Source organism: Sphingomonas sp. UBA978 (assembly GCF_002292295.1).
Classification (GTDB): domain Bacteria; phylum Pseudomonadota; class Alphaproteobacteria; order Sphingomonadales; family Sphingomonadaceae; genus Sphingomonas.
This window is the reverse complement of the sequence record NZ_DBBS01000018.1, coordinates 183,869-209,690: the sequence shown is the minus strand read 5'-3', so window position 1 is coordinate 209,690 and position 25,822 is coordinate 183,869. Positions and strand designations below refer to the sequence as shown.

The 25,822-nt window shown below is 69.7% G+C and carries 22 protein-coding genes and 1 pseudogene; 11 read left to right on the top strand and 12 right to left on the bottom strand.

Annotated elements, in window-relative coordinates:
• Positions 1-35 precede the first annotated feature (35 nt).
• From B2515_RS10780 to B2515_RS10770, 3 genes are read left to right on the top strand one after another with little or no spacing between them, the layout of a single operon-like run.
• Positions 36-1,130 carry an 8-amino-7-oxononanoate synthase gene (locus B2515_RS10780; RefSeq protein ID WP_293876211.1) on the top strand — a complete coding sequence of 365 codons (1,095 nt, stop codon included), beginning with the start codon at positions 36-38 and terminating at the stop codon, positions 1,128-1,130.
• Positions 1,127-1,744, top strand: a complete 618-nt coding sequence (gene bioD, locus B2515_RS10775; protein ID WP_293876210.1) for a dethiobiotin synthase — start codon at positions 1,127-1,129, stop codon at positions 1,742-1,744. Before B2515_RS10780 ends, bioD begins: the two co-directional genes overlap by 4 nt.
• Entirely contained in the window at positions 1,741-2,979 is a 1,239-nt protein-coding gene (locus B2515_RS10770; RefSeq protein ID WP_293876209.1) for an adenosylmethionine--8-amino-7-oxononanoate transaminase, read from the top strand. The genes bioD and B2515_RS10770 overlap by 4 nt, the downstream gene beginning before the upstream one ends.
• A 217-nt stretch (positions 2,980-3,196) precedes the next feature.
• On the opposite strand, the gene B2515_RS10765 is transcribed toward B2515_RS10770, so the two are convergent.
• Genes B2515_RS10765 through B2515_RS10745 form a run of 5 tightly spaced genes read right to left on the bottom strand, consistent with a single transcriptional unit; the run spans position 3,197 to position 7,990 of the window.
• The gene (locus B2515_RS10765) at positions 3,197-4,138 is read right to left on the bottom strand and encodes a Gfo/Idh/MocA family protein (protein WP_293876208.1); all 942 of its coding nucleotides are present in this window, start codon (positions 4,136-4,138) and stop codon (positions 3,197-3,199) included.
• Positions 4,135-5,124, bottom strand: a complete 990-nt coding sequence (araD1, locus tag B2515_RS10760; RefSeq protein ID WP_293876207.1) for an AraD1 family protein — start codon at positions 5,122-5,124, stop codon at positions 4,135-4,137. Before araD1 ends, B2515_RS10765 begins: the two co-directional genes overlap by 4 nt.
• Positions 5,121-5,759: a 2-dehydro-3-deoxy-6-phosphogalactonate aldolase gene (locus B2515_RS10755; RefSeq protein ID WP_293876206.1), complete on the bottom strand. Its 639-nt coding sequence runs from the start codon at positions 5,757-5,759 to the stop codon at positions 5,121-5,123. Before B2515_RS10755 ends, araD1 begins: the two co-directional genes overlap by 4 nt.
• Before the next feature lie 55 nt (positions 5,760-5,814).
• Entirely contained in the window at positions 5,815-6,687 is an 873-nt protein-coding gene (locus tag B2515_RS10750) for a 2-dehydro-3-deoxygalactonokinase (protein WP_293876205.1), read from the bottom strand.
• Positions 6,688-6,691: 4 nt separating this feature from the next.
• Positions 6,692-7,990 carry a sugar MFS transporter gene (locus B2515_RS10745; RefSeq protein WP_293876204.1) on the bottom strand — a complete coding sequence of 433 codons (1,299 nt, stop codon included), beginning with the start codon at positions 7,988-7,990 and terminating at the stop codon, positions 6,692-6,694.
• Positions 7,991-8,168: 178 nt separating this feature from the next.
• Between B2515_RS10745 and B2515_RS10740 the strand changes: the two genes are divergently transcribed.
• Together B2515_RS10740 and B2515_RS10735 are read left to right on the top strand one after the other, a co-directional pair.
• Positions 8,169-9,257, top strand: coding sequence for an aldose epimerase family protein (locus tag B2515_RS10740; protein WP_414711388.1), 1,089 nt, complete (start codon positions 8,169-8,171; stop codon positions 9,255-9,257).
• Between the two features lies 1 nt (position 9,258).
• A complete protein-coding gene (locus B2515_RS10735) occupies positions 9,259-11,052 on the top strand; it encodes an IlvD/Edd family dehydratase (protein WP_293876202.1) in 1,794 nt (597 codons plus the stop codon).
• A gap of 218 nt (positions 11,053-11,270) precedes the next feature.
• Here the strand turns inward: B2515_RS10735 and B2515_RS10730 are convergent, their stop codons facing one another.
• Positions 11,271-11,981: a FadR/GntR family transcriptional regulator gene (locus tag B2515_RS10730; RefSeq protein WP_293876201.1), complete on the bottom strand. Its 711-nt coding sequence runs from the start codon at positions 11,979-11,981 to the stop codon at positions 11,271-11,273.
• Positions 11,982-12,063: 82 nt separating this feature from the next.
• Here B2515_RS10730 and pncB point away from each other — a divergent pair, with 82 nt between their 5' ends.
• Complete coding sequence (pncB, locus tag B2515_RS10725; protein ID WP_293876200.1) at positions 12,064-13,368, top strand: nicotinate phosphoribosyltransferase; 1,305 nt, start codon at positions 12,064-12,066, stop codon at positions 13,366-13,368.
• 4 nt (positions 13,369-13,372) lie between these two features.
• Here the strand turns inward: pncB and B2515_RS10720 are convergent, their stop codons facing one another.
• Together B2515_RS10720 and B2515_RS10715 are read right to left on the bottom strand one after the other, a co-directional pair.
• On the bottom strand, positions 13,373-14,371 hold the full coding sequence (locus tag B2515_RS10720) for an LLM class flavin-dependent oxidoreductase (RefSeq protein WP_293876199.1): 999 nt from the start codon (positions 14,369-14,371) through the stop codon (positions 13,373-13,375).
• A gap of 35 nt (positions 14,372-14,406) precedes the next feature.
• A complete protein-coding gene (locus tag B2515_RS10715) occupies positions 14,407-16,728 on the bottom strand; it encodes a S8 family peptidase (RefSeq protein ID WP_293876198.1) in 2,322 nt (773 codons plus the stop codon).
• A 121-nt stretch (positions 16,729-16,849) separates the two neighbouring features.
• Here B2515_RS10715 and B2515_RS10710 point away from each other — a divergent pair, with 121 nt between their 5' ends.
• From B2515_RS10710 to B2515_RS10690, 5 genes are all read left to right on the top strand, one after another.
• Entirely contained in the window at positions 16,850-17,515 is a 666-nt protein-coding gene (locus B2515_RS10710) for a pyrimidine 5'-nucleotidase (protein WP_293876386.1), read from the top strand.
• Entirely contained in the window at positions 17,512-18,324 is an 813-nt protein-coding gene (dapD, locus tag B2515_RS10705; RefSeq protein WP_293876197.1) for a 2,3,4,5-tetrahydropyridine-2,6-dicarboxylate N-succinyltransferase, read from the top strand. The genes B2515_RS10710 and dapD overlap by 4 nt, the downstream gene beginning before the upstream one ends.
• Positions 18,325-18,338: 14 nt before the next feature.
• A complete protein-coding gene (locus B2515_RS10700; protein WP_293876196.1) occupies positions 18,339-19,769 on the top strand; it encodes a carbohydrate porin in 1,431 nt (476 codons plus the stop codon).
• Positions 19,770-19,855: 86 nt separating this feature from the next.
• Complete coding sequence (gene glpX, locus B2515_RS10695; RefSeq protein WP_293876195.1) at positions 19,856-20,830, top strand: class II fructose-bisphosphatase; 975 nt, start codon at positions 19,856-19,858, stop codon at positions 20,828-20,830.
• A 258-nt stretch (positions 20,831-21,088) separates the two neighbouring features.
• The gene (locus tag B2515_RS10690; protein WP_293876194.1) at positions 21,089-21,805 is read left to right on the top strand and encodes a CPBP family intramembrane glutamic endopeptidase; all 717 of its coding nucleotides are present in this window, start codon (positions 21,089-21,091) and stop codon (positions 21,803-21,805) included.
• Here B2515_RS10690 and B2515_RS10685 read toward each other — a convergent pair.
• The 4 genes and pseudogenes from B2515_RS10685 to B2515_RS10670 all read right to left on the bottom strand — a co-directional run bounded on the left by B2515_RS10685 (position 21,795) and on the right by B2515_RS10670 (position 25,770).
• Positions 21,795-22,558 (bottom strand): annotated as a pseudogene (locus B2515_RS10685) (ABC transporter permease). The gene B2515_RS10690 and the pseudogene B2515_RS10685 sit on opposite strands and share 11 nt — an antisense overlap.
• A complete protein-coding gene (locus B2515_RS10680; RefSeq protein WP_293876193.1) occupies positions 22,555-23,484 on the bottom strand; it encodes an ABC transporter ATP-binding protein in 930 nt (309 codons plus the stop codon). Before B2515_RS10680 ends, B2515_RS10685 begins: the two are co-directional and overlap by 4 nt.
• Before the next feature lie 226 nt (positions 23,485-23,710).
• Positions 23,711-24,424 (bottom strand): DsbA family protein, encoded by a 714-nt coding sequence (locus B2515_RS10675; RefSeq protein ID WP_293876192.1) that lies wholly within the window; start codon positions 24,422-24,424, stop codon positions 23,711-23,713.
• Complete coding sequence (locus B2515_RS10670; RefSeq protein WP_293876191.1) at positions 24,421-25,770, bottom strand: M48 family metalloprotease; 1,350 nt, start codon at positions 25,768-25,770, stop codon at positions 24,421-24,423. The genes B2515_RS10675 and B2515_RS10670 overlap by 4 nt, the downstream gene beginning before the upstream one ends.
• Between the last annotated feature and the right edge of the window lie 52 nt (positions 25,771-25,822).

Sequence of the window (25,822 nt, the reverse complement as noted above, 5' to 3'; positions counted from 1 at the left end):
TGGCGCGACCGGATGGAGACGCTACAGGGGCGGTGATGCTGCACTTCTATCGCGAGGACCTCGCCCGGCTCGATGCCGCCGACCGCCTGCGGACGTTGCGCCCGCGAACCGGCGCCGATTTCGCGTCGAACGATTATCTGGGGCTGGCCGCGTCGCCGCGGCTGCGCGATGCGGTGGCGGCGGCGCTGGATCGGGGCGTCGGCATCGGATCGGGCGGATCGCGGCTGCTGCGCGGCAACGATCCCGAGCATGAGGCGCTGGAGGCAGAGGCCGCGGCGCATTTCGGCAGCGAGGCGGCATTGTTCTTCGCCAACGGCTATGCGGCGAACGTGGCGGCGTTCGCGACGCTGCCGCAGCCGGACGATATCGTCGTGCACGACGCGCTGGTGCATGCCAGCGCGCATGACGGGATGCGGCTGGGTCGGGCGCCGCGGGTGTCGGTGCCGCACAACGACGCGGCGGCGTTCGAGGATGCGATCCGGCGCTGGCGCGCGGAGGGCGGCAGGGGCACGCCGTGGATCGCGGTCGAGAGCCTGTACGGCATGGACGGCGACCGGGCGCCGCTCGCCGACCTCGTCGCGGTCGCGGACCGGCATCAGGCGATGCTGCTGATCGACGAGGCGCATGCCACCGGCGTGTTCGGCGGTGCGGGCCGCGGGCTGGCGGAGGCGCTGCACGGCGCCGACAACGTCGTCACGCTGCACACCTGCGGCAAGGCGCTGGGCGCGGAGGGCGGGTTGCTGTGCGTGCCCCGCGTGCTGCGCGACATGCTAGTCAACCGCGCGCGCGGCTTCGTCTTCTCGACCGCGCCGTCGCCGTTGATGGCGGCGGCGGTGCGCGAGGCGCTGCGCTGTCTGGTCGACGAGCCCGGGCGGCAGGCGCGGCTGTGGGCGCTGGTCGCGGCGGCGGAGCGGGCGCTCGGATTCTCGACCGGATCGCAGCTGTTCCCGGTGATCGTCGGCGCGGATGGCGCGGCGGTCGCGCTGGCGGATCGATGCCAGGCGGCGGGGTACGACGTGCGTGCGATCCGGCCGCCGACGGTGGCGGCGGGGACGGCGCGGCTGCGGGTGTCGATCACCTGCAATCTGGACGAGGCGGCGATCGCCGGGCTGGGGGAGGTGCTGCGATGAGCCGGACGATTGTGGTGACGGGGACCGACACCGACGTCGGCAAGACGGTGTTCGCCGCGGCGCTGACCGTGGCGCTGGGCGCGACCTATTGGAAGCCGGTGCAGGCGGGGCTCGACGAGGGCGGCGACGGCGCGGGTGTGCGGGCGCTGGGCGTGCGCGACGTGCTGCCCGAGGCCTATCGGCTGGCGACGCCCTGTTCGCCGCATCGCGCCGCGGCGATCGACGGGGTGACGATCGACCCCGCGCGGCTGGCGCTGCCGGTGGTCGCGGGGCCATTGGTGGTCGAGGGGGCGGGCGGGGTGCTGGTGCCGCTGGCGGACGACCTGCTCTATGCCGACATGTTCGCACGCTGGGGTGCGCCGGTGGTGCTGGTGACGCGGACCGGATTGGGGACGATCAACCACAGCCTGCTCAGCATCGAGGCGTTGCACGCGCGCGGCGTGCCGATCCTCGGCATCGCCTTCAACGGGGAGCCTGTGGAGGACAGCGAGGCGACGATCGCACGGCTGGGCGGGGTGCGACGGCTGGGACGCCTGCCGCGCATCGATCCGCTCGACGCCGAGGGATTGGCGCGGGCCTTCGCCGCCGGGTTCCGGATCGGGGATTTCGCATGAGCGCGGTGTGGCATCCGTTCACCCAGCACGGGCTGGGCGAGCCGATCCCCATGGTCGTGCGCGCGGAGGGCGCGGCGCTGTATACCGGCGACGGGCGGCGGATCGTCGATGCGATCTCCAGCTGGTGGGTGACGACGCACGGGCATCGCGAGCCCCGGATCATGGCCGCGATCGCCGATCAGGCGGCACGGATGGACCAGATCATCTTCGCCGGCTGGACGCACGAGCCCGCCGAGACGGTGGCGGCCGGACTGCTGCGGCTGATGCCCGAGGCGCTGACGCGGGTGTTCTTCTCCGATTCGGGATCGACCGCGGTCGAGGTGGCGCTGAAGATGGCGCTCGGCTTCTGGCTCAACCGCGGCGAGCCGCGGCACCGGATCCTCGTGCTCGAACACGGCTATCACGGCGACACGATCGGGACGATGTCGGTGGGTGCGCGCGGTGCGTTCAACCGGGCCTATGAGCCGTTGCTGTTCGACGTCGCGACGATCCCGTTTCCCGCCGCGGGCGCGGAACAGGCGACGCTGGATGCGCTGGAGGCGGCGTGCCGGGCGGCGCCGGCGGCGCTGATCGTCGAGCCGCTGGTCTGCGGCGCGGGCGGGATGCTGGTCTATCTGGCCTGGGTGCTCGCCGAAATGCGGGCGATCTGTGCGCGCCGTGGCGTGCTGTTCATCGCCGACGAGGTGATGACCGGCTGGGGACGGACCGGCACGCTGCTGGCGTGCGAGCAGGCTGGCGTCGTGCCGGACATCCTGTGCCTGTCCAAGGGGTTGACCGGGGGTGCGGTGCCGCTCGCGGTGACGATGGCGTGCGAGGCGATCTATCAGGCGCATCTCGACACGGACCGGTCGCGGATGTTCTTCCATTCGTCCAGCTACACCGCCAATCCGATCGCCTGCGCGGCGGCGGCGGCGAACATCGCGATCTGGGAAGAGGAGCCGGTGCTGGCGCGGATCGCCGACCTGACGGCGCGGCAGGCGGCGCGCGTGGCGGCGCTGTCGGGCGTGCGCAACGTGCGGACGCTGGGGACGATCGCTGCGGTCGATCTGGGCGCGGAGGGGGCGGACTATCTGTCGGCGCTGGGACCGCGGCTGCTCGCGTTCTTCCGGGAACGCGACCTGTTGCTGCGGCCGTTGGGGAACGTCGTCTACGTGATGCCGCCCTATTGCATCGGGGATGACGATCTGGACGCCATCTACACGGCCATCGGTGAGGCTGCTGCGCATCTGGGGTGATTCACGCGAAGGCGAAGGCGCGAAGAGAAGAAGGTTTGTTCGCGCGGAGGCGCGGAGACGCGGAGAAGACGATAGAGGAGGGAGTGCCGCGTCAGCGGCTTCCTGTCTTCGAGGCTGATGATCGAAGAGGGCGCTGCGCGCCAGGCGCAACACCTCCGCGTCTCCGCGTCTCCGCGCGAACCCCCTTCTTCTTCGCCTTCACGCCTTCACTTGACGTTCACTCCACGAACGGTTCGACGACGATCCGCCGCCCGCGCAGGAATGCATCGGCGACATGGCGTAGCGGCGCGATGTCGACGTCGCTCTCGCCGGCGCGCACGATGTCGACGAAGCGCGCGTACAGGCCGGCATATTCGCCGTGGAGCGCATCGGTCTGCGCCGGGCCGGTGCCGTCGGGCAGTACCAGCCGCGCGCCGCCGTCATGGAGCATCAGCGTGCCGCGGTCGGTGTCGACGGCGATGTCCCAGCTTTGCGGGCCTTCCTGCCGGAAGTCGAAATCGGCCGAGATCGACAGCCCCCGGTCGTCGGCGAATCGGATCCGCGCCGCGATCGGCGCGTCGCAATTGGCGGGAAAGTCGAGTTCGGCATCGGCGATGAAGAACGGGCGCGGCAGGATGCGGGTGACGATCGACAAGGCATTGATGCCGGGATCGAACACGCCGAAACCGCCCGCCTCCAATATCCACGCCTGCCCCGGATGCCAGACGCGGATGTCCTCGCGCCATGTCACCGTCACCTTGCGGATGTCCGCGTCGGCGAGGAAGGCGCGGGCGGGTTCGACGCCGGGGGCGTGGCGCGAGTGCCAGCTGGCGAACAGACTGACCTGCGCCGCCGTCGCCGCGGCCTGCAATTGCGCGACCTCCGCCAGCGTCGCCCCGGGCGGCTTTTCGAGGAAGACGTGCCAGCCCTGCGCGATCGCCTGCGCGGCGATGGCGCGGCGGACCTGCGGCGGGGTGCAGAGCGCGACCGCGTCGATCGCGATCCCGCTCGCGATCAGATCGGCGAGCTCGTGGAAATGCGGCACGCGTGCGACGCCCTCGCCATTGCGGCTGACGGTGGCGGCGAGTGCGATGTCCGCGTTGCCGGCGATGGCGGGGACGTGCTGGTCGTGGGCGATCTTGCCCATGCCGACCAGGGCGAGGCGGATCGGTGCGCTCACAGCGGCGTGACCGCGACCGGCGCGGCGGGCGCGGTGGCGAGGGAATTGCGCAGCGGCAGCGTGAAGGGCGCGGCCTCGATCACGAAGACGTCGCCGTCCTGCGTCCGGATGTCGTCGGCGCAGGACAGGGTCGCGGTGCCGAAGAAATGGACGTGGACGTCGCCCGGCCGGCGGAAGGGGGCGTATTTGAAATGATGGTGTTCGAGGTTGGCGAGGCTGTGCGACATGTTCGCCTCGCCGGTCAGAAACGGCTTTTCCCACAGCGTGTCGCCGTTCCGCTCGATCCGGCTGGTGCCGCGGATGTCCGCGGGCGGTGCGCCGAGCAGCAGTTCGGGGCCGAGCGCGGCCTGGCGCAGCTTCGAATGCGCCAGCCACAGGTAATTGTGGCGCTCGGTGACATGGTCGCTGAATTCGTTGGCGAGCGCGATGCCGAGGCGGAAGGGGGTGCCGTCGTCGCCGATCAGGTAGATGCCGGCGAGTTCGGGTTCCTCGCCGCCGTCCTGCGCGAAGGATGGCGAGGTCAGCGGCGCTTCAGGGGCGATCAGGGACTGGCCGTCGCCTTTGTAGAACCATTCAGGTTGTGCACCGGTTTCGCCGGCGGCGGGGCGGCCGCCCTCCATGCCTTCGAGGAAGAGGCGCATCGAGTCGGTCTGCTTGCCCTCGGCGGCGGCCTTGTGCATCGCGTCGCGCCCAGCTGCGGAGCCGAGATGGGTGAGGCCGGTGCCGGCGAGCATCAGCCGGGCGGTGTCGTCGTGATCGATCGCCGGCAGCAGCTCGCCCGCTGCCAGCGCGGCGGCCAGATCGACCGTCTCGTCCGAGCGGCGGGCGCGGGCGGCGTCGAGCAGCGTCCTACCTTCGGCGATGGCGGTGGTTGCCAGTGCGCGGGTCGAGGCGACGCCGGTGAGGACGTGCGCGACGTCCTCGGCGAGGATCACGCAGCGGGTGCCGTCGGGCAGGCGCTGCTGGATCAGGCGGGCGTAGGTCATGCGAGGGCCTTTGCTGCGGATACGAACGTCGCGGCATCGCGCGCGACATCAGCGGCGGACTTGCCGGCGCGATAGAGGTTGGAGCCGAGGCCGAAGCCGTCCGCGCCGGCGGCGGCCCATGCGGGCATCGTCTCGGGTGTGATGCCGCCGACGGCGAGCACCTTGGTCGTTTTGGGCAGCACGGCGCGTTGCGCCTTGAGGAAGGCGGGGGCGGCGCCCTCGGCCGGGAACAGCTTCAGCCCGTGTGCGCCCGCGGCGAGCGCGGCGAAGCCCTCGCTCGGGGTGTAATAGCCGGGCAGCGCAATCAGCCCGCGCGCTACCGAGGCGCGGATGACGGCGGGGTCGGTGTTGGGCGAGACGATCAGCGTGCCGCCCGCATCGGCGACCGCGGCGACGTCGTCGGCGGTGAGCACGGTGCCGGCCCCGACGATCGCGCGACCGGCATAGCGTTTCGCCATGGCGGCGATGCTGGCGAGCGGATCGGGCGAGTTGAGCGGCACTTCGAGCAGGGTGAAGCCGGCCTCGACCAGCGCATCGCCGACTCCTTCGGCCTCGGCAGGGGTGAGGCCGCGCAGCACCGCGACGAGCGGGCAGGCGGCGAAGGCCTCGGCGAAGCGGGTCGCGGGGTCGGTCATCGGTTATGCTCCGGGAAAATGTCGTCGCGTGCGAAGGTTGCAGGTGGCAGGGCGATCATGCGAGATGGCCACGCAGATGGTGGATGCCGGCGATGAAGGCGGCGGTGGCGTCGACCGGCGCGACTCGCCCGCCGAGCGTTTCGATCGCGACGGTGTAGAGCGCGGCGAGGGTGCCGTCGGCGAGCAGGTGGACGGTATTGCCCGCCACGTCGCGCGCGCCGACGTCGTTGCCGATCAGCACGCCGCTGGCATAAGCGGCGGCGTCTTCGGGCGCGCGGCGGCCCAGCAGCACCGCGGCCCGCACCTCGAACAGCGCGGCGCCGAGGTCGCAGGCGCCGGCGCCGCGGGTCAGCCCGGCGCGGAACGCCGGGCCGTCGGCGACCGGGCCGTCGAGCATGCCGGCGAGGATGCCGTGCGCCTTCAGCAGCGCGAACAGCTCGCCGGTCATCACCGTGGTGACGTCGACGATGCGCGCGGTCCGGGTGGCGATCCATTTGTTGTGCGTGCCGGGCTGGCAGAACAGCGCGTCGGCGGGGGCGAGGCCGGCGGCGATCGCGCCGAGTACCTGCACCTCCTCGCCGCGCATCACGTCGGCGCGGGCGCCGTCGACCCAGGACACGCCGGGGACGATCGTGACGTCGGCCTCGTCGATCCGCAGCGCCGCGGCGGCGAGCGCGGCGAGGTCGGCGGGGGCGGGGACATAGGCCGCCTCGCGCCAGCCGCGCGTCGAGCCGATCATGCCGGCGGCGATCACCGGCAGGTCGCCGAGCCGTTCGCGCAAGCCGGCGAGCGCGGGCGCGTAGTCCGCCGCCGCCATCGCCAGCACGCCGCGGTCGTCGCGCAGATGGTCCGAGACGCTGCCGTCCGCCTCGACCCGCCAGGCGCGGCGGTTGGTCGTGCCCCAGTCGACCGCGATGATCGCACGCATCCGCCTACTCCGGCTGCGGCGTGCCGAGGTCGGCGGTCGGCTTCGACCCCCAGAGCGCATAGGCGAGCACGACGATCTCGCACGCCATGGTCAGGAAGAAGGAGTTCTGCAGGCCGTAGCGATCGGCGAGCCAGCCCTGCACGACGACCAGGGCGCCGCCGGCGATCGCCATAATCATCAGCCCCGACCCCTCCTCGGTCAACGGGCCGAGGCCGCGGATGGCGAGCGTGAAGATCGTCGGGAACATGATCGAATGGAACAGGCCGACCGCGATCAGCGACCACATCGCCAGCGGGCCGGTGGTGAAGGTGGCGATGGCGACGACGACCAGCGCACCGAAAGCGAAGACGCCGAGCACGCGCTCCGGCGCGATTCGTTGCATGATGACGCTGCCCGCGAAGCGGCCGACCATCATGCCGCCCCACAGCAGCGCCAGATAGCGCGACGCCTGTTCGTGGGTGATCGCGGCGATCTCGGGCTGCGAGACGAAATTGACGAAGAGGTTGGCGACGCCGATCTCGGCGAGCAGATAGGCGATCATCGTCGGGATGCCGAGCGTCAGGTTGCGGTGCTTCCACAGCGAATGCTGGTGACGGTCCGCCTTGGCGGCGCGCTGCGTCGCCGCGCCGAGCGCGGGCAGCGGGAAGCGGGCGATGACGACCGCGAGCACGACGAGCACGATCGCGACGAGGACATAGGGCAGGATCACCGATTGCGCATCGGCATAGCGCTGCGCCTGGCTGATCGTCGCGCCGGCCTCCGCGGTGCCGCTCTGGCTGCGGCCGAGGATCAGATAGCCGGCGAACAGCGGCGCCAGCGTCGTGCCGAGCGAGTTGAACGCCTGCACCAGATTGAGCCGCGACGATCCCGTCTCGGGCGGGCCGATGACGGTGACATAGGGGTTGGCGGCGACCTGCAACAGGGTGATGCCGCTGGCGATGATGAATAGCATCACCAGCGTCACGCCATAGGAGGGCAGGCTGGCGGCGAGCGTCATGCCGAGCGCGCCCGCGGCCATGACGAGCAGCCCGATCACGATCGCGCGCTGGTAGCCGACGCGCTCGATCAGCTTGGCCGACGGGATGGAGGCGAAGAAATATGCGATGAACCAGACCGATTCGATCAGCGTCGTCTGGGTATAGTCGAGTTCGAACACCGAGCGCAGATGCGGCAGCAGCACGCCGTTGATGACGGTGATGAAGCCCCACATGAAGAACAGGCTGGCGAGCAGGCTCAGCGCCTTGCCGTACGATCCGCCCCCGCCGCTCGCGGTGACACCGCTGGTGCCGATCGGTCCTGCCATTCTTCCATCCTCTTCCGCTCGTGGCGACGCAGGGCCGCCTTGCGCCCCGGTTATTTGTCTGACTATAAAGACGCGATACGCCGGGTCAATCCGGGATGCTGCCTGAGGAGGGATGCGCGTGAGGGTTCATAGGGCACTGGGCAGGGCACTGGGCATGGCATTGGCCGGGGTGATGACGATGGCCGCCGCCGCGCAGGCCGATGCCGCGACCGCCAGGCGCGAGGCGGCGGGGACGCTCGCCGACGGTACCGCGGTGGAGGCGGTGACGCTGACCGCGCCCAACGGCGTCGCGGCGCGCATCCTGAGCTATGGCGCGACCTTGCAGCGGCTGAGCGGGCCCGACCGCAACGGCAAGGTCGCCGACGTGCTGCTCGGCTATGACGATGCGAAGGATTATGCCGAACATCCCAATTTCTTCGGCGTGACGGTGGGGCGCTATGCCAACCGGATCGGCGGCGGCACCTTCGCGCTCGACGGCAGGACGTACCGCCTGTCGCTCAACGACAAGGTCAATTCGCTGCACGGTGGCGCCAGGGGCTTCGACAAGCAATCGTGGCGGATCGTCGCGGTGAAGGACGGCAGCGTCACGCTGGCGCTGACCAGCGCGGACGGCGACCAGGGCTATCCCGGCAAGCTCGACGTCACCGTCACCTATGCGCTGAGCGACGACGGCGCGCTGACCGTCACCTTCGCCGCGGCGACCGACAAGCCGACGGTGGTCAACATGACCAACCATGCGATCTTCAACCTCGCCGGCGAGGGATCGCCGATGGGGGCGATGGGGCATCGGCTGACGATCCCGGCGCAGGCGATCACCCCGGTCGACGCCAATCTGATCCCGACCGGCGCGCTGCGCCCGGTGGCGGGGACGGTGTTCGATTTCCGCAATGGCCGCGTCATCGCCGAGGGGCTGCGCGACGGCCGCGATCCGCAGATCGTGGTCGGGCGCGGCTACGACCATAATTTCGCGCTCGACAAGGGGCCGACCGCGACGCCGCAGCTCGCCGCGCGGCTGGAGGACCCGGTGTCGGGGCGCGTGCTCGAGGTGTCGAGCACCGAGCCGGGCGTGCAATTCTATACCGGCAACTTCCTCGACGGGACCTATGTCGGCAAGCATGCCCACGTCTACCGGATGGGCGACGGCATTGCGCTGGAGCCACAGAAGTTTCCGGATTCGCCCAACAAACCCGCCTTTGCGTCGCCCCGGGTCGATCCCGGCAAGCCGTACCGGCACGTGATGATCTACAAACTTTCGGTGGCCAGATAATATGACGAACGCGCGCACGCCCCTCCGCTCCAGGGCCTGGTTCGACAACCCGGCCAACATCGACATGACCGCGCTGTATCTGGAGCGGTATCTCAACTTCGGCCTGAGCCTCGAGGAACTGCAATCGGGCAAGCCGATCATCGGCATCGCCCAGACCGGCAGCGACCTCAGCCCCTGCAACCGCCACCATCTGGTGCTGGCGGAGCGGGTGCGCGAGGGCGTGCGCGAGGCGGGCGGCATCGTGCTGGAATTCCCCGTTCATCCGATCCAGGAGACGGGCAAGCGGCCGACCGCGGGGCTCGACCGCAACCTCGCCTATCTCGGGCTGGTCGAGACCCTGTACGGCTATCCGCTCGACGGCGTCGTGCTGACGATCGGCTGCGACAAGACGACGCCCGCCTGCCTGATGGCGGCGGCGACGGTGAACATCCCGGCGATCGCGCTGTCGGTCGGGCCGATGCTCAACGGCTGGCACAAGGGCGAACGCACCGGCAGCGGCACGATCGTGTGGAAGGCGCGGCAATTGCTCGCCGCGGGCGAGATCGACGATGCCGAATTCATCCGGCTGGTCGCGTCGTCGGCGCCGTCGACCGGCTATTGCAATACGATGGGCACCGCGACGACGATGAACTCGCTGTGCGAGGCATTGGGCATGTCGCTGCCCGGATCGGCGGCGATCCCCGCGCCCTATCGCGACCGGCAGGAGGTATCCTATCTGACCGGCAAGCGGATCGTGCAGATGGTGGCGGAGGATCTGAAGCCGTCCGACATCCTGACTAGGCCCGCGTTCCACAATGCGATCCGGGTCAATTCGGCGATCGGCGGATCGACCAACGCGCCGATCCATCTGTCGGCGATCGCGCGCCATGTCGGCGTCGACCTGCCGCTGAAGGACTGGGAGACGGAGGGGCACAAGGTGCCGCTGCTGGTCAATCTGCAACCCGCCGGTGAATATCTGGGCGAGGATTACTACCGCGCGGGCGGCGTGCCGGCGGTGGTCAACCAGCTGATCGGGCAGGGGCTGATCCACGAGGATGCGCTGACCGTCAACGGCCGGACGATGGGCGAAAATTGTCGCGGCGTCGCCATCGAGGACGAGAAGGTCATTCGCCCGTTCGACCAGCCGCTGGTCGAGGATGCGGGCTTCATCGTGCTGTCGGGCAATCTGTTCGACGCGGCGGTGATGAAGACCAGCGTGATCTCGCCCGAATTCCGCGACCGCTATCTGTCGACGCCGGGCGATCTCAACGCCTTCGAGGGGCCGGCGGTCGTGTTCGACGGGCCGGAGGATTACCACCATCGCATCGACGATCCCGCGACCGGGATCACGCCCGAAACCTTGCTGTTCATGCGCGGCGCCGGGCCGATCGGCTATCCGGGCGCGGCGGAGGTGGTCAACATGCGCCCGCCCGCCTATCTCATCACCGAAGGCGTCCATGCGCTGCCGTGCATCGGCGACGGCCGGCAGTCGGGGACCAGCGGGTCGCCGTCGATCCTCAACGCCTCGCCGGAGGCCGCGGCGATGGGCGGGCTGGCGCTGCTCCGGACCGGCGACCGGGTGCGGATCGACCTCAACACCGGCACCGCCGACGTGCTGATCGACGACGCCGAGCTGATGGAGCGCCGCCGCGCGCTGGAGGCGGCGGGCGGCTTCGCCTACCCCGCCTCGCAGACGCCGTGGCAGGAGATCCAGCGCGCCGTCGTCGGCCAGATGAACACCGGCGCGATCCTGGAAGGGGCGGAGAAGTACCAGCGGATCGCCCAGACGATGGGTCTGCCGCGCGACAACCATTGACCGGGAGGCGATGACAGGCGGCCGGGACAACGCCCGGCCGATGCTCCATCAATGCCCCCGTCACTGCCCCCACCAATATCGTCATCCCCGCGCAGGCGGGGATCCAGACGCGCGCGCTTCGTGAGGATTCGCAGCGTCGGCGTGTATGGATCCCCGCCTGCGCGGGGATGACGGTGGCGGGGTGGCGCGGCGCCTACCACGGCGGCATAGCGACCCTCTCACCCCTGCAGCGAGCGTTCCGTATCCTCGTGCGCCTGTTGCAGCAGGACGATCGTCGCGTCCCGTGCGGTCGCGGCGTCCGATGCGGCGATCGCGTCGAACAGCCGGCGGTGCTGCGGCATCGAATCGCGCGGGCGGCGGCTGCCGCGGTATTTGAAGATCGTGGTCCAGCGCACCGCGGCGCCGATGCTGCCCGACAGGCTGACCAGCAGCTCGTTGTCGGTCGCCTCGAGGATCGTGTTGTGGAACGCCTGGTCGGCGGCCTGCCCCTCGGCCGTGCCGAGACCGTGCGTCGCCATGCCGTCCAGCGCGGCGGCCATGCGGACCAGCTGGTCCGGCCGGCGCGACAATGCCGCCATCTCGGCGGCGGCGGGCTCGACGATCATGCGCAGCTGGAACAGCGCGCGCACGAAGCTGGCAGGCGGTTCGCCCTCGAACATCCAGGCGAGCAGGTCGGGATCGAGCAGGTTCCACTGCGCGCGCTCGCGCACCCGGGTGCCGGACTTGGGACGGCTTTCGACCAGCCCCTTGGCGGACAGCATGCGCAACGCCTCGCGCACGACGCTGCGCGACACGCCGCGGCGGGTGGCGATGTCGATCTCGCCGGGGATGACGCTGCCCGGCGGATGCTGGCCGGTGACGATGGCGATGCCGAGGTCGCGGGCGATCAGGGTGTGGGATGGTTCGCGCCGTTCGCTCTTGATCGCCATCCCGCTCTCCCGATGTGTCGGACCATGACTAGGGCCGCGGCGGACGGTTGGAAAGCCCGGCGCTTGGCTGTAGCGCACCGCGATGGCCGTCACCGATATCGCCACGCGCACCTGGGACCACAATTGGCGGCTCGACCCGATCGTGCGCAGCCTGCTCGACACCGATTTCTACAAATTGCTGATGCTGCAGATGATCCGCCACCTGCACGGCGACGTGGAGGCGACGTTCCGGCTCATCAACCGCAGCACCACCGTGCGGCTGGCCGATGTCATCGACGAGGGCGAATTGCGCGCGCAGCTGGACCACGCCCGCGGACTGCGCTTCGCCAAGAAGGAGCTGATCTGGCTGGCGGGCAACAGCTTCTACGGGCAGGAGCGGATGTTCGCGCCCGATTTCATCCGCTGGCTCGCCGATTTCCGGCTGCCGCCCTATGAGCTGCGCCGGGTCGACGGGCAGTTCGAGCTGACCTTCGCAGGGCCGTGGACGCACACGACGATGTGGGAGATCCCGGCGCTGGCGATCGTCAACGAACTGCGTGCCCGCGCCGCGCTGCGCGACAAGGACCGGTTCGCGCTCGACGTGCTGTACGCGCGCGCCAAGGCGAAACTGTGGGACAAGGTCGAGCGGCTGCGCGCGCTGCCCGACCTCGTCATCTCCGACTTCGGGACGCGGCGGCGGCACGGCTTCCTGTGGCAGCGCTGGTGCGTCGAGGCGCTGAAGGAGGGGCTGGGCAGCCGCTTCATCGGGTCGTCCAACGTGCTGCTGGCGATGGACAATGATCTGGAGGCGATCGGCACCAACGCGCACGAGCTGCCGATGGTGCTGGCGGCGCTGGCGCAGGACGATGCCGGCGTCGCTGCGGCGCCCTATCGCGTGCTGGAGGAATGGCAGGCGCATTATGGCGGCAACCTGCTCGTCGTGCTGCCCGATGCGTTCGGCACCGCGGCGTTCCTGCGCGATGCGCCCGACTGGGTCGCGGGCTGGACCGGCTTCCGCCCCGACAGCGCCCCGCCGATTCCCGCGGGTGAGCAGATCATCGCCTGGTGGCGCGCCAGGGGGCAGGACCCGCGCGAGAAGCTGCTGATCTTTTCCGACGGGATGGACGTCGATTCGATCGAGCGCGTCTATCGTCATTTTTACGGCCGGGTGCGGATGAGCTTCGGCTGGGGGACGAACCTCACCAACGATTTCCGCGGCTGCGATCCCGATGGCGCGGCGGGGCTGGAGCCGATCTCGCTGGTCGCCAAGGTGACGCGCGCCAATGGCCGCCCGGCGGTGAAGCTGTCGGACAATCCCGCCAAGGCGACCGGCGACCCGGCGGAGATCGAACGCTATCTTCGCATCTTCGGCACCGACGGGCGGCAGCGTAGCGACGTCAGCGTCTAGCGCGCTAGGCGGCGACGGTCAGGCCGCTCATCACCTCGGCGGTGATGGCTAGGCTGCGCTTGCGCGCGTCGTGGTCGTAGATCGCGCTCGCCACCATCACCTCGTCGACGCCGGTGCGCTCGATGAACGCCGCGGTCTGCCGCGCGACCGTCGTCGGCGAGCCGACCGCGGAGCATTGCAGCACATGGTCGAGGATCGCCGCCCCCTGCGCGCCGAGCCCGGCGCGATAGCCGGCGACGGGCGGCGGCAGCTGACGCGGGTTGCCGGTGCGCAGCGCGACGAACGACTGTTGCTGCGAGCTGGCGAGCAGTTCCGCTTCCGCGTCGGTGTCGGCGGCGAAGACGTTGAACCCCGCCATGGCGTGCGGCTTTGACAGCTGGGCGGAGGGGCGGAAGTCGCGGCGATAGATGGCGAGCGCGGCGTCGAGCGCGTCGGGTGCGAAATGCGAGGCGAAGGCATAGGGGAGGCCGAGCGCGGCGGCGAGCTGCGCACCGAAGGTGCTCGATCCGAGGATCCACAGCGGCACGTCCGCACCCGCGCCGGGCGTCGCGGCGATACCGGTGCGGCCGTCGTCGGCGAAATAGCTCTGCAATTCCATGACGTCCTGCGGGAAGGCGTTGGCGTCGCTCTCCAATGTGCGGCGCATCGCGCGGGCAACGCGCTGATCGGACCCGGGCGCGCGACCGAGCCCGAGGTCGATCCGCCCCGGGAACAGCGCGTCGAGCGTGCCGAACTGCTCCGCGATCACGAGCGGCGCATGATTGGGCAGCATGATCCCGCCCGCGCCGACGCGGATGCGGCTGGTCGCGGCGGCGACATGCGCGATGACGACCGCGGTCGCGGCGCTGGCGATGCCGCGCATGCCGTGATGTTCGGCGACCCAATAGCGGCGATAGCCCAATGTTTCGGCGTGGCGCGCCAGATCGGCGGCGTTGGCGAGCGCTTGCGAGACGGTGCCGCCTTCGACGACGGGGACCAGATCGAGCAGGGAATATTGGGTCATGTCCGGGAGATGGGAACGCGTGGCCCGTCGCGCAATCAGAAGCCGATCGTGTAGCGCACCGCGCCGCCGACGTCCGCGGGCAGCGCGGCGATGTTGCCCGGATCGCGCCGCCAGAACAGGTTGGTCTGCAGGTCGCCGTTGCCGATCAGCACGCGATAGCGCGCCTCCACGTCGATCTCGCGGCCGCGGGGGGCGAGGTTCAGCCGCTGCGTCGTCCAGTCGGTGACCGTCAGCGTCGCATAATCCCAGTTGGTCGGCAGGCGGTAGTCGAGCCCGCCGCGCGCCACGCGCAGAGGCTGCGCGATGCGCAGGCCGATGCTGTCGCGGCCGAACAGATGGTCCTTGCCGACGTCGGCGGCGAACGCGGCGGTGGTCAGCCGGCCGCTGCCGATAAGGCCGCCGCGCAAGCCGGCGTCGGTCCAGCCGCGCCGCCACGATCCGCCGACCGCCCAGCCCGCGCCGAGGCGCCAGCGCGCGTCCATGTCGACGAACCAGCTGGTCGCACGCGCGGCACCGAGCCCGCGGTCGAAGCGCGCGCCGAGCAGCGTGTCGCGTTCGCGCAGGGTGCTGACCGTCAGCGCGGTGGCGAGCCCGCCCCAGCGCCGGTCGGCGGTCAGGCCGGCGCCGTCGTAGCCAGAGCGGCGATAGCCGTTCATCCCGGCGAGCGGCGCGTCGCGGCGCGCCAGCACGTCGCCGCTCTCGATGGCGGCGGTGAGGCCGATGCCGCCGACCTGCTGGCGGAGCGCACCGGCGGAGCGGGCGACGCTGTCGAAGCCGAGGCCGCTCTGGCCGGCGACGAGGAAGGCGGGCTGCGCCTGGCCGACCAGCTGCGCCGACAATGTGCCGGTCCCTTGCGAAAAGGCGAAGCCGAAGCTGGTGTTGGCGCCGATCCGCTGCGTCACCGCGCCGGCGATCGCGCGCGCGGTCGCGGCCTGCCCGGCGGCGAGCGTGCTGCGCTGGACCGCGACGTCGCCGTTCGGGCGTGCCGCCAGTGTCAGCGACACGCTGGTATCCCCCGCCGCGACCGCCAGCTGGCGCTGCCGCGCGCCGAGCACGCCCGCAAGCGTCCGCTGCGGTCCGGCGCGGTTGATCGTCCGCGCGAGATCGATCGCGAAGGCACGGTCGTAGCTGTCGAGGATCACCGCGCCGAGCGTTCCCACGGAGGCGTCGCCCATCGCGGCGGACAAAGTCGCATTGCTGCCGGCCAGCGACACCGCGAGCGTCGATCCCGCGACCATCGCGGTGCCGACCGGCTGGAAGGCGCGGGTGAGGTCGAGCACGCCATTGCCGTAGACGCCGTCGACCCCTGCCGCGCCGGCATCGCGCGCGGTGCGGAACAGCAGGTCGACGATCTGCGCGCCGCTGAGGTTGGGAAAGGCCTGCGCCAGCAATGCGATCGCGCCCGAGATCTGCGGCGCGGCGAACGAGGTGCCGGACCAGAGATAGGGCGTGTCGCTCTGGTTGGGGGCACGCACGCGCTCGCCGACCGCGGCGAGATAATGTGCGGCGCCGCTGCCTGCCTTGTCGCTGAAGGTGGACAGTATGTCGCCGGTGCCGACCGATCCCGCGACGATCACCAGATTGCGCGCGGCGGCGTTGCCGGCGACCGCGGTGAACGGGTCGGGATTGTCGCTGCCGTCGTTGCCCGCGGCGATGACGATGACGATTCCCTGCGCGGTCGCGCGGCCGATCGCGTCGACCAGGGACTGCGGCATGCTCGTCCCGCCGAGGGACATGTTGATGACGCGCGCGCCGGCATTGCGTGCCGCATCGACGCCCTTGGCGATCGCATCGGTGCCGAACTTGCAGCCCGAATCGCTGCCGCTCTGTCCCTCGGTGGCACAGGTGCCCGGGCGGTCGGCGCGCAGCACGACCAGCGTGGCGTCGAATGCGACGCCGTGGCTGCCCGAGTCGTTGCGGCGCCCGGCGGCGGCGAAGGCGACCGCGGTGCCGTGGCCGCCCTCGTCGTCGATTCCGCCATTGCCGGCGACATCGCGGGAGGTCGCCGCGATGCGACCGGCGAATTCCTGGCTTTCCAGATCGATACCGCTGTCGATCACGGCGAGCGACACCCCCGCGCCGGTCGCGCCCTTCGCATAGGCCGACAGCGCGTTCATCGACACCGCCCCCACGGTCGCGCGATATTCGGCGGTGTCGTAGTTGATCGCCGCGGGTGGCGGCGTCGGCGTCGGGGCCGGCGCGACCGCCGGCAGCGCGACGGGGGTCGGCGTCGGGGTGACGATCGCCGCCACCGGCGGCGGTGCGCTGGCGATGCCGCCGCCCGCGCCGCCGCACCCGCCCAGCGCCAGCGTTGCGACGGCTGCGGCGCCTGCCAGCAGCCACGATCGACCGACCATTCCCCCGATTGCCCCACGATAGTTTAGTTGACGCGATATTAACCCCGGAATGGGGGTGCTCGCCATGGTGTTTCGCGTCCTCGCTTGTGCCGCCCGCCGCCGCCGCCTAGACGCCCCCGTCATGCTTGCCGCGCTCGCCCCGATCGACACCTGGATTTTCGATCTTGACAACACGCTGTATCCGGCACGGGCGAACCTGTTCGCGCGGATCGACGATCGCATGACCGCCTATGTCGCGCGCCGCCTCGGCCTGCCGCACGACGCGGCGAGGGTGGTCCAGAAGGACTATTTCCATCGGCACGGCACGACTCTGACCGGCCTGATGGCGGACCATGGCGTCGACCCGCACGAATTCCTCGCCGACGTCCACGACGTCGAGATGGACGTGCTGGAAGAGGACGCGCCGCTCGCCGCCGCGATCGCGCAGCTGCCTGGCCGCAAACTGGTCTTCACCAACGGCGACAAGCCCTATGCTTTGAAGGTGCTCGACCGCCTCGGCCTCGGCGAGAGCTTCGAGGCGGTGCACGACATCCATGCGATGGACCTCGTCCCCAAGCCGCACCCGTCGGCCTATGCCGGGCTGTGCGCGGCGTTCGGGATCGAGCCGACGCGGGCGATCTTCTTCGAGGACATGGCGCGCAACCTCGCGCCCGCCAAGGCGATCGGCATGACCACCGTCTGGGTCGACAACGGCTCCGAACAGGGGCCGGAGCCGCGCCGCGACCATATCGACTATATCGTCCACGACCTCGCGCCGTGGCTGCAGCATATCATGGAGGCATCATGAGCCAGGACCTGGCCAACGTCATCGAGACTGCGTGGGAGGATCGCGCGACCCTCGGCTTCGGCACTACGGGTGAGGTCCGCGACGCGGTCGAGGCGGCGCTGGCGTCGCTCGACGCGGGCACGGCGCGCGTCGCCGAGCCCGACGGCGCGGGCGGCTGGCGGGTCAACCAGTGGCTCAAGAAGGCGGTGCTGCTCAGCTTCCGCCTCAACGACAATGTCGTCACGCCGACCGGCCATTTCGACAAGGTGCCGCTGAAATTCTCGGACTGGAGCGAGGCGGAATTCCGCAGCGCCGGCTTCCGCGCGGTGCCGGGCAGCGTCGTGCGCCGCGGCGCCTTCATCGGCAAGGGCGCGATCCTGATGCCGAGCTTCGTCAACATCGGCGCCTATGTCGGCGAAGGCACGATGGTCGACACCTGGGCGACGGTCGGATCGTGCGCGCAGATCGGCCGGAACGTCCACCTCTCGGGCGGCGCGGGCATCGGCGGCGTGCTCGAGCCGTTGCAGGCCGATCCGGTCATCATCGGCGACGGCGCCTTCATCGGCGCGCGTGCCGAAGTGGCGGAGGGCGTACGCGTCGGCGAGGGCGCGGTGTTGTCGATGGGCGTCTATCTGGGCGCGTCGACGAAGATCGTCGATCGCGCGACGGGCGAGGTCTTCAAGGGCGAGGTACCGCCCTATGCGGTGGTCGTGCCGGGATCGATGGGCGGCGGCGGCGGCAAGCCCGCGCTCTATTGCGCGGTGATCGTCAAGCGCGTCGACGCGCAGACGCGCAGCAAGACCAGCATCAACGATCTGCTCCGCGACTGAGGGCCGCACCTGCCATGACGCTGCCCGGGTTCGCACTTGGCCTTGTCGCCGCCACGCTGCTGGCCGGCGCTGCGCAGGCGCAACAGATCGACGTCGGCGCCTCGCCGCCCGCGCCCGACACCGCGGAGGCGGCGCCCGACAGCAGCCAGGGCGACACGCAGCGCCGGCCGCGCACGCCGATCAGCCGCACGCGCGATACTTCGCCCTCGGCGCTGATCGGCGACACGCAGAGCACGCCGCCGCCGGGTCTGATCGGCGACTGGCAAGACATCCGCACCCGGCTCGGCCAGCGCGGCATCGGCGTCACGGCGCGCTATGCATCGGAAAGCGGCTATAACTTCGCCGGCGGCGACCGGAAGCTGTTCCGCGAGACGGGGCAGTTCGACGCCGGCGTGCTGCTCGACCTCGACAAGCTCGTCGGGCTGACCGGTGGCGCCTTCCAGGCGACGGTGACGTGGCGGCGCGGACGCAATCTCACCACCGACGCCGGCATCGATTCGCTGCAGCAGGTGCAGGAGGTCTACGGCCGCGGCCAGACCGTGCGGGTGACGCAGCTCTGGTACGAACAGCGCATCGGCGAGGCGGTCGAGATCAAGCTCGGCCGGACCAACCCGGGCGAGGATTTCGCGGTCTTCTCCTGCCATTTCATGAACCTCAGCTTCTGCGGGGCGCAGCCGGGCAATCTGGTCGGCGATTACTGGCAGAACTGGCCGATCGGCCAATGGGGCGCACGCGTCCGCGTCGCGCTGCCGCAGGACCTCTACGTCCAGGGCGGCGTCTACGAAATCAATCCGCGCAACCTCGACAACGATTTCTTCATCGCGCGGTTCAAGGGCGCGACGGGGGTGTTGGTCCCGGTCGAGATCGGCTGGACGCGCGGCGGCGATGCCGGCGAGCGGGGCGGCAATGTCGGATCGTACAAGGTCGGCGGCTGGATCGGCACCGCGAACGGCGACGACGTGCTGTTCGATGCGAATCGCAATGCCAGCGTCGTGACCGGGCTGTCGCCGCTGCGCCGGTCGAGTCGCTACGGCGTCTATGCGACGATGCAGCAGCAGCTGACCGGCACGTCGAAGGACGGCAAGTCGCTGACCGGCCTGTCGATGTTCGCGAACGTCACGCAGGCGGATCGCGCCACCTCGGTCACCGACAATCAGGTGTCGCTGGGGCTGTTCTACAAGGGGCTGGTGCCGGCGGTGCCGGGCGACGTGCTCGGCGTCGGCGTCGCGCGGACCAACGTCAACGGCCGCGCCGCGCGGGCCGACCGGCTGGTGCCGGGCACGGCGGTGCGCCACGCCGAATATGCGGCGGAGGTGTATTACAGCATCCATCCCGCCGACTGGCTCGAGCTGCGGCCGAACCTGCAATATATCCATCATCCCGGCGGGATACGGCAGGCGGACGACGTCGGCGTGCTGGGCATGAAGGCGGCGATCACGCTGTAAGCCGTTACGGCAGCGCGGTTCGTCGCTCGACAAGCGGGCCGCGTCGGCCTATCGATCTGTTATACACGTTAAACAGAGGGAATATCATGCCCGACGCCAGCCTCAACGCGAGTAAGGTCCTTGATCGCGTCCTCGTCCTCGAGATGGTGCGCGTCACCGAAGCGGCCGCGATCGCCGCATCGACGCTGACCGGGCGAGGCGACGAGAAGGCCGCCGACGCCGCCGCGGTCGAGGCGATGCGCGAGGCGCTCAACGAACTCGACATGGATGGCACCGTGGTGATCGGCGAGGGCGAGCGCGACGAGGCGCCGATGCTGTTCATCGGCGAGAAGGTCGGCACCGGCAACGGCCCGGCGATCGACATCGCGCTCGACCCGCTGGAAGGGACGACGATCTGCGCCAAGGCGGGGCCGAACAGCCTCGCGGTGCTGGCGATCGCCGAAAAGGGCGGGCTGCTCAACGCGCCCGACGTTTATATGGACAAGATCGCGGTTGGGCCGAATTTGCCCGCCGGGATCATCGACCTCGACAAGACCCCGACAGAGAATGTCCAGGCGATCGCCGCGGCGAAGGGCGTCAAGCCGAGCGAGATCATCGCCTGCGTGCTCGACCGGCCGCGCCACGAGGCGCTGATCGCCGAGCTGCGCGCGCTCGGCTGCGGCGTGATGCTGATCGGCGACGGCGACGTCGCGGGCGTGATCGCGACCGCCGATCCCGACACGACGATCGACGTCTATATGGGATCGGGCGGCGCGCCCGAGGGCGTGCTCGCCTGCGCGGCGCTGCGCTGCGTCGGCGGCCAGTTCAAGGGCCGGTTGCTGTTCCGCAACGACGACGAACGCGCCCGCGCGCGCAAATGGGGCATCGAGGACCTCGACAAGCAATACGACCTCGAGGAACTAGCCAAGGGCGACTGCATCTTCGCCGCGACCGGCGTCACCGACGGATCGCTGCTGGAAGGCGTCAAGCGCCGCAAGGGCAAGATGACCACCGAAAGCGTCGTGATGCGCGCCTCGACCGGCACCGTGCGCTGGGTGAAGGGCGAACACCGGACTGATTGATTGGGGGCGGGGCAGCGTCGATGCCTGTCGGCGTCCGGCCAGACCCTTCCCGTTGTCGTCACCGTCATCCCGGCGAACGCCGGGATCCACGGTCACGGTGCCGCAGAGGGTTCACGCCACGCAATGACCTTCGCAACCATGGGTCCCGGCGTTCGCCGGGATGACGGTGAAAGGAGGCAGGTCGGGACGATGGTTCGGGCTAAGGTGACGATCGCATCACCCATGGACTTCGTCACGCATCCGGGCTGACTACCGCACATGCTCGTCGCGCTCCTCCTCGTCCTGACTCTTGCCTATCAGGCGGTCCTGCTCCGCCGTGGCCAGCTGTTCGGGTGGATGCGGATCGACCTGCATGCCCGGCATCTGCGCTGGGCGTCGGGGCTGTGGCTCGGCTATGCCGCGCCGGCGCTGCTTGGCCTGCTGGCGCTTCAACGCCTGTCTGGCACCGCGCAGCTGCCGCCCGAATTCGTGCCGCTCGCCTGGTATCTCGGCGTCCCGCCGGGATCGATCGGCATCCCGCTGGTGCTGGCCGGGCTCGCCGGGGGCAGCCTGCTTGGGCTGGCGTTGACGTGGTGGCGGGCGCGGCGCGGCCGGGCACCGTGGACCGCGGGTGACGTGCGGTCGATCCTGCCGACCAGCGACGCCGACCTCTGGCCCGCCGCGGTGCTGGCGGTGTCGGCGGGGGTGGCGGAGGAGCTGTTCTACCGCCTGTGGCTGCCGCTGATCGTCGCGCTGGCGAGCGGATCGGGCACTGCCGGCGTGATCGTCGGCACGCTCTGCTTCGCCGCGATGCACCGCTATCAGGGCTCGGCCGGGGTCGCCGCCAACACGATCGGCGGCGCGCTGCTGACCGCGCTCTACATGGGCAGCGGCGCGCTCTGGCTGCCGATCGCGGTGCATGCGCTGGTCGACGTCAACGCGCTCGTGCTGCGTCCGGCGCTGAGCGCTCGGCTGCGGCGGCGACTCAGTTCTTGAGCCGCCAGCCGCTCTTGAAGATCCAGGCGATGACCGCGAGACAGGCGACGAGGAAGCCCAGCGTCACGCCGAGGCTCACCGCGATATCGACGTCGCCCTTGCCGAAGAAGCTCCAGCGGAACCCGCTGACGAGGTAGACGACGGGGTTGAACAGGCTCACCGTCCGCCACGCCGGCGGCAGCATGTCGATCGAATAGAAGCTGCCGCCGAGGAAGGTCAGCGGCGTGATGAGCAGCATCGGCACGAAGTTGAGCTGTTCGAAGCTCTTCGCCCAGACGCCGAGGATGAAGCCGAACAGGCTGAACGCCACCGCGGTCAGCAACAGGAAGGCGACCATCGCGCCCGGATGCAGCACCCTGATCGGCACGAAGAAGGACGAGGTCAACAGGATGATGACGCCGAGCACCACCGACTTGGTCGCGGCGGCGCCGACATAGCCCAGCACCATCTCCATCGCCGAGACGGGAGCGGAGAGCAGTTCGAAGATCGTGCCGGTGAATTTGGGGAAATAGATGCCGATCGAGGCGTTGCCGACGCTCTGCGTCAGCAGCGACAGCATGATGAGCCCCGGCACGATGAAGCTGCCATAGCCGACGCCATCGACGCTTTGCATCCGGCTGCCGATCGCGCCGCCGAAGACGATGAAATACAGGCTGGTGGTGAGCACGGGCGCAACGAGGCTCTGCCACAGCGTCCGCAGCGCGCGCGCCCCATTTCGAAGCGATAGATCGCCCAGATACCGTGGAGGTTCATGCCCGGGTCTCCACGAGATCGACGAAGATGTCCTCAAGGCTCGATTTCGAGGTCTCGAGGTCCTTGAAGGCGATATGACGGTCCGCCAGTTCGCGCAGCAGCGACGGGATGCCGGTATGCTCCTCGGTCGCGTCGAAGACGTAGCGCAACGTCCGCCCCTCGTTGACGAGGCTCAGCTGCCAGCGTTCGAGGCCGGGCGGCACGGCGTCGAGCGGATCGACCAGCGTGAGATCGAGCTCGCGCTTGCCGAGCTTCTTCATCAGCGCGGCCTTCTCCTCGACCAGCAGCAACCGGCCCTGGTTGATGACGCCGACGCGGTCGGCCATCTCCTCGGCCTCCTCGATATAATGCGTGGTGAGGATGATCGTGACACCGCGCTCGCGCAGGCCGTGGACCAGCTTCCACATGTCGCGGCGCAGCGCGACGTCGACGCCCGCGGTGGGTTCGTCGAGGAACAGGATGTCGGGTTCGTGCGCCAGCGCCTTGGCGATCAGCACACGGCGCTTCATCCCGCCGGACAGCTCCATGATCTTGGCGTCGCGTTTGTCCCACAGCGACAGGTCGCGCAGCACCTGCTCGATATAGGCGCTGTGGCCCGAGCGGCCGAACAGCCGGCGCGAGAAGGTGACGGTGGCGAGCACCGTTTCGAACATGTCGACCGACAGTTCCTGCGGGACGAGGCCGATCATGCGGCGGGCCGCCTTGTAATCGGTCAGTGCATCGTGGCCGGCGACGGCGATCGTTCCGGTCGAGGGCGTGACGATCCCGCAGACGATGCTGATGAGCGTCGTCTTGCCCGCGCCGTTGGGGCCGAGCAGCGCGAAGATTTCACCCTTGTTGATCGTCAGGTCAACCTGATGGAGCGCGGTGAAGCCACCCTTGTACGTCTTGGACACGCCAGCGATGGCGAGGATCGGTTCTGGCATGGGAGTCCCCTTGTGGCGCGGGAGATAGGGGGTGGGGTGGGGGAAGGCTAGGGGGGGCTTCGACCCTTTGATCCCGTCATCCCGGCGAACGCCGGGACCCATGGGGGCGAGCTGCTGATGGTCTGCGTCACCGCTCGTTCATAGCAACCATGGGTCCCGGCGTTCGCCGGGATGACGAAAGAGGGAGTGATGACGACATAAGGTACGCTCCTGTGCCCCGGCGCCCCTACGCCCCCCGCGCCGCGGCGATCGCTTTCTCGATCTCCTCGATCGGCAGCGCGCCCGACAGGATTCGGTCGCCGACCACCCAGCTCGGCGTGCCGTTCATGCCGAGCTTCGCGGCGGTCTGCATGTTCTTGGCGATCTCGGCATCCACCGTCGCCACGTCGATCGCGGCGAGCGATACGCCGGACTTCGCCGCTGCCCCCTTGATCGAGGCGTCGCTGACCGGCCCGCCCGCATAAAGCGCGTCGTGGAAGCCCTGGAACTTGCCCTGCTGCGCCGCCGCGAGGCTGGCGCGCGCGGCGATGCGGCTTTCGTCGGACAGGATCGGCAGGTCGCGATAGACGACGCGCAGCTTGGGATCGCGCCGGATCAGGTCGGCGATCAGCGGCAGCGACGCGCGGCAATAGCCGCAATTGTAATCGAAATATTCGACTAGCGTAACGTCGCCCTTGGGATTGCCGGCCCAGGCGCTGCCGAACGGCGTGGTGATCGCGTCGCGGTTCGCAGCGACCGCCTGCCCCGATTGCTGGTCCTGCAATTTCTGCATCGCCTGCGGGATGATCTCGGGATGCGCGAGCACGTAATCGTGGACGACGCGCTCGATCCGCATGCGATCCGCGCCGCCGGGGGCCGCGAAACGGTCGTAGCTCCAGACGGCGCCGGCGCCGATCACCGCACCGAGCACCGCGATCAGCGGCAGGGTATAGCGTGTCACCGTTTCTTATACTTCTTCGGGTTGTCGTCCATGTCGTTCTGCGCGGCCATCGCGATGTCCTGCGCGCGGATCCAGTCGGACGTGTTGGCGGGGATATTGGCGAGTGCGTAGCGCGCGCTCTGCGCGGCGGTGCGGTGGTCGCCGTTCATGCTGGCGCGCTCGGCGGTGGCGAGCGCGGCGCGGGCGGTGTCGCCGGTCAGTTCATAGGCGGTGCCAAGTTGGTACCAGGCGAAGGGGTTTTCGTCGTCGCGGCCGGTGGCGACGCGCAGCACCCGGATCGCCTCGGGGTAATTGGCCTTGTTCTCTGTCGCGATCAGCGCGTGGCCGAAGGTGGTGGCGATCAGCGCATTGTTGCGCGTTCCCTCGGTCGCGGCGCGCAACGGCGCGACCGCTTCCGCCGGGCGGCCGGCCTCGAGCAGGATCTGGCCGCGAACCTCCTGGAAATAGGGATCGTTCGGATCGACCTTGATGAGCGCGAGCGATTCCACGTCCGCCTTGTCGGGGTAGCCCGCCTTGTGAAAGGCATAGGCGCGGGCATAATGGCCGTAGATGCTGCTGTCGGTTTCCGGGAAATCCTTCAGCGTGCGGTCGGGCGTCATCACATAGCCCTCCAGCTTCGCCTTCACCCGGCGGAACCGCTCCTCCAGCGCCGGGTCGGACGGCTTGTTCCACGCCGGCGAGGCCTGCAGGTCCGCGGTCAGATGCGCGATGCGATCCCCCGACAGCGGGTGCGTCTGCATGAATGGATCGATATTCTCGACGCCGTAGCGATATTCCTGCTGCTGCAACGTCTTGAAGAAGCTGAGCATGCCCTTGCCGGTGATCCCGGCGGTGGTCAGGTAGCGCGCGCCGGCGGCATCGGCGGCGGATTCCTGCGTGCGGCTGAACGACAGATATTTGCCCATGCCGGCGGACTGGCCGAGCGCCATGAGGCCCGCGCCCGCCTCGCCAGCACCCGCGGCGATCGCGGCGAGGCCGAGGACCATCGACAGCAAAGTGATGTTCATCGCCGGCTTGATGCCCGCATCGGCCAGCACGACGTGGCCGTCGGCGATATGGCCGAGTTCGTGCGCGATGACGCCCTGCACCTGGTTGGCGTTGGTCGCCGCCTGCAACAGGCCGGAATGGACGTAGACGGTCTGCCCGCCGGCGACGAAGGCGTTGATCGAATCGTCGTTGATGAGGACGACCCTGACGTCGCGCGGGCTGAGGCCGGCGGCCTTGACCAGCGGCACCGACATGTCGGCGAACATCGCCTCGGTTTCCGCATCGCGCAGGATCGACTGCGCCTGCGCCGGCTGCGCGGCGAGCAGGGTGGCGATGGCGGCGAGGGCGAGGCGCTTCATGTCGAGGGACCGGTGAGGGGTGGCACGGATCGCAGCATAGGCATGGCCGTGG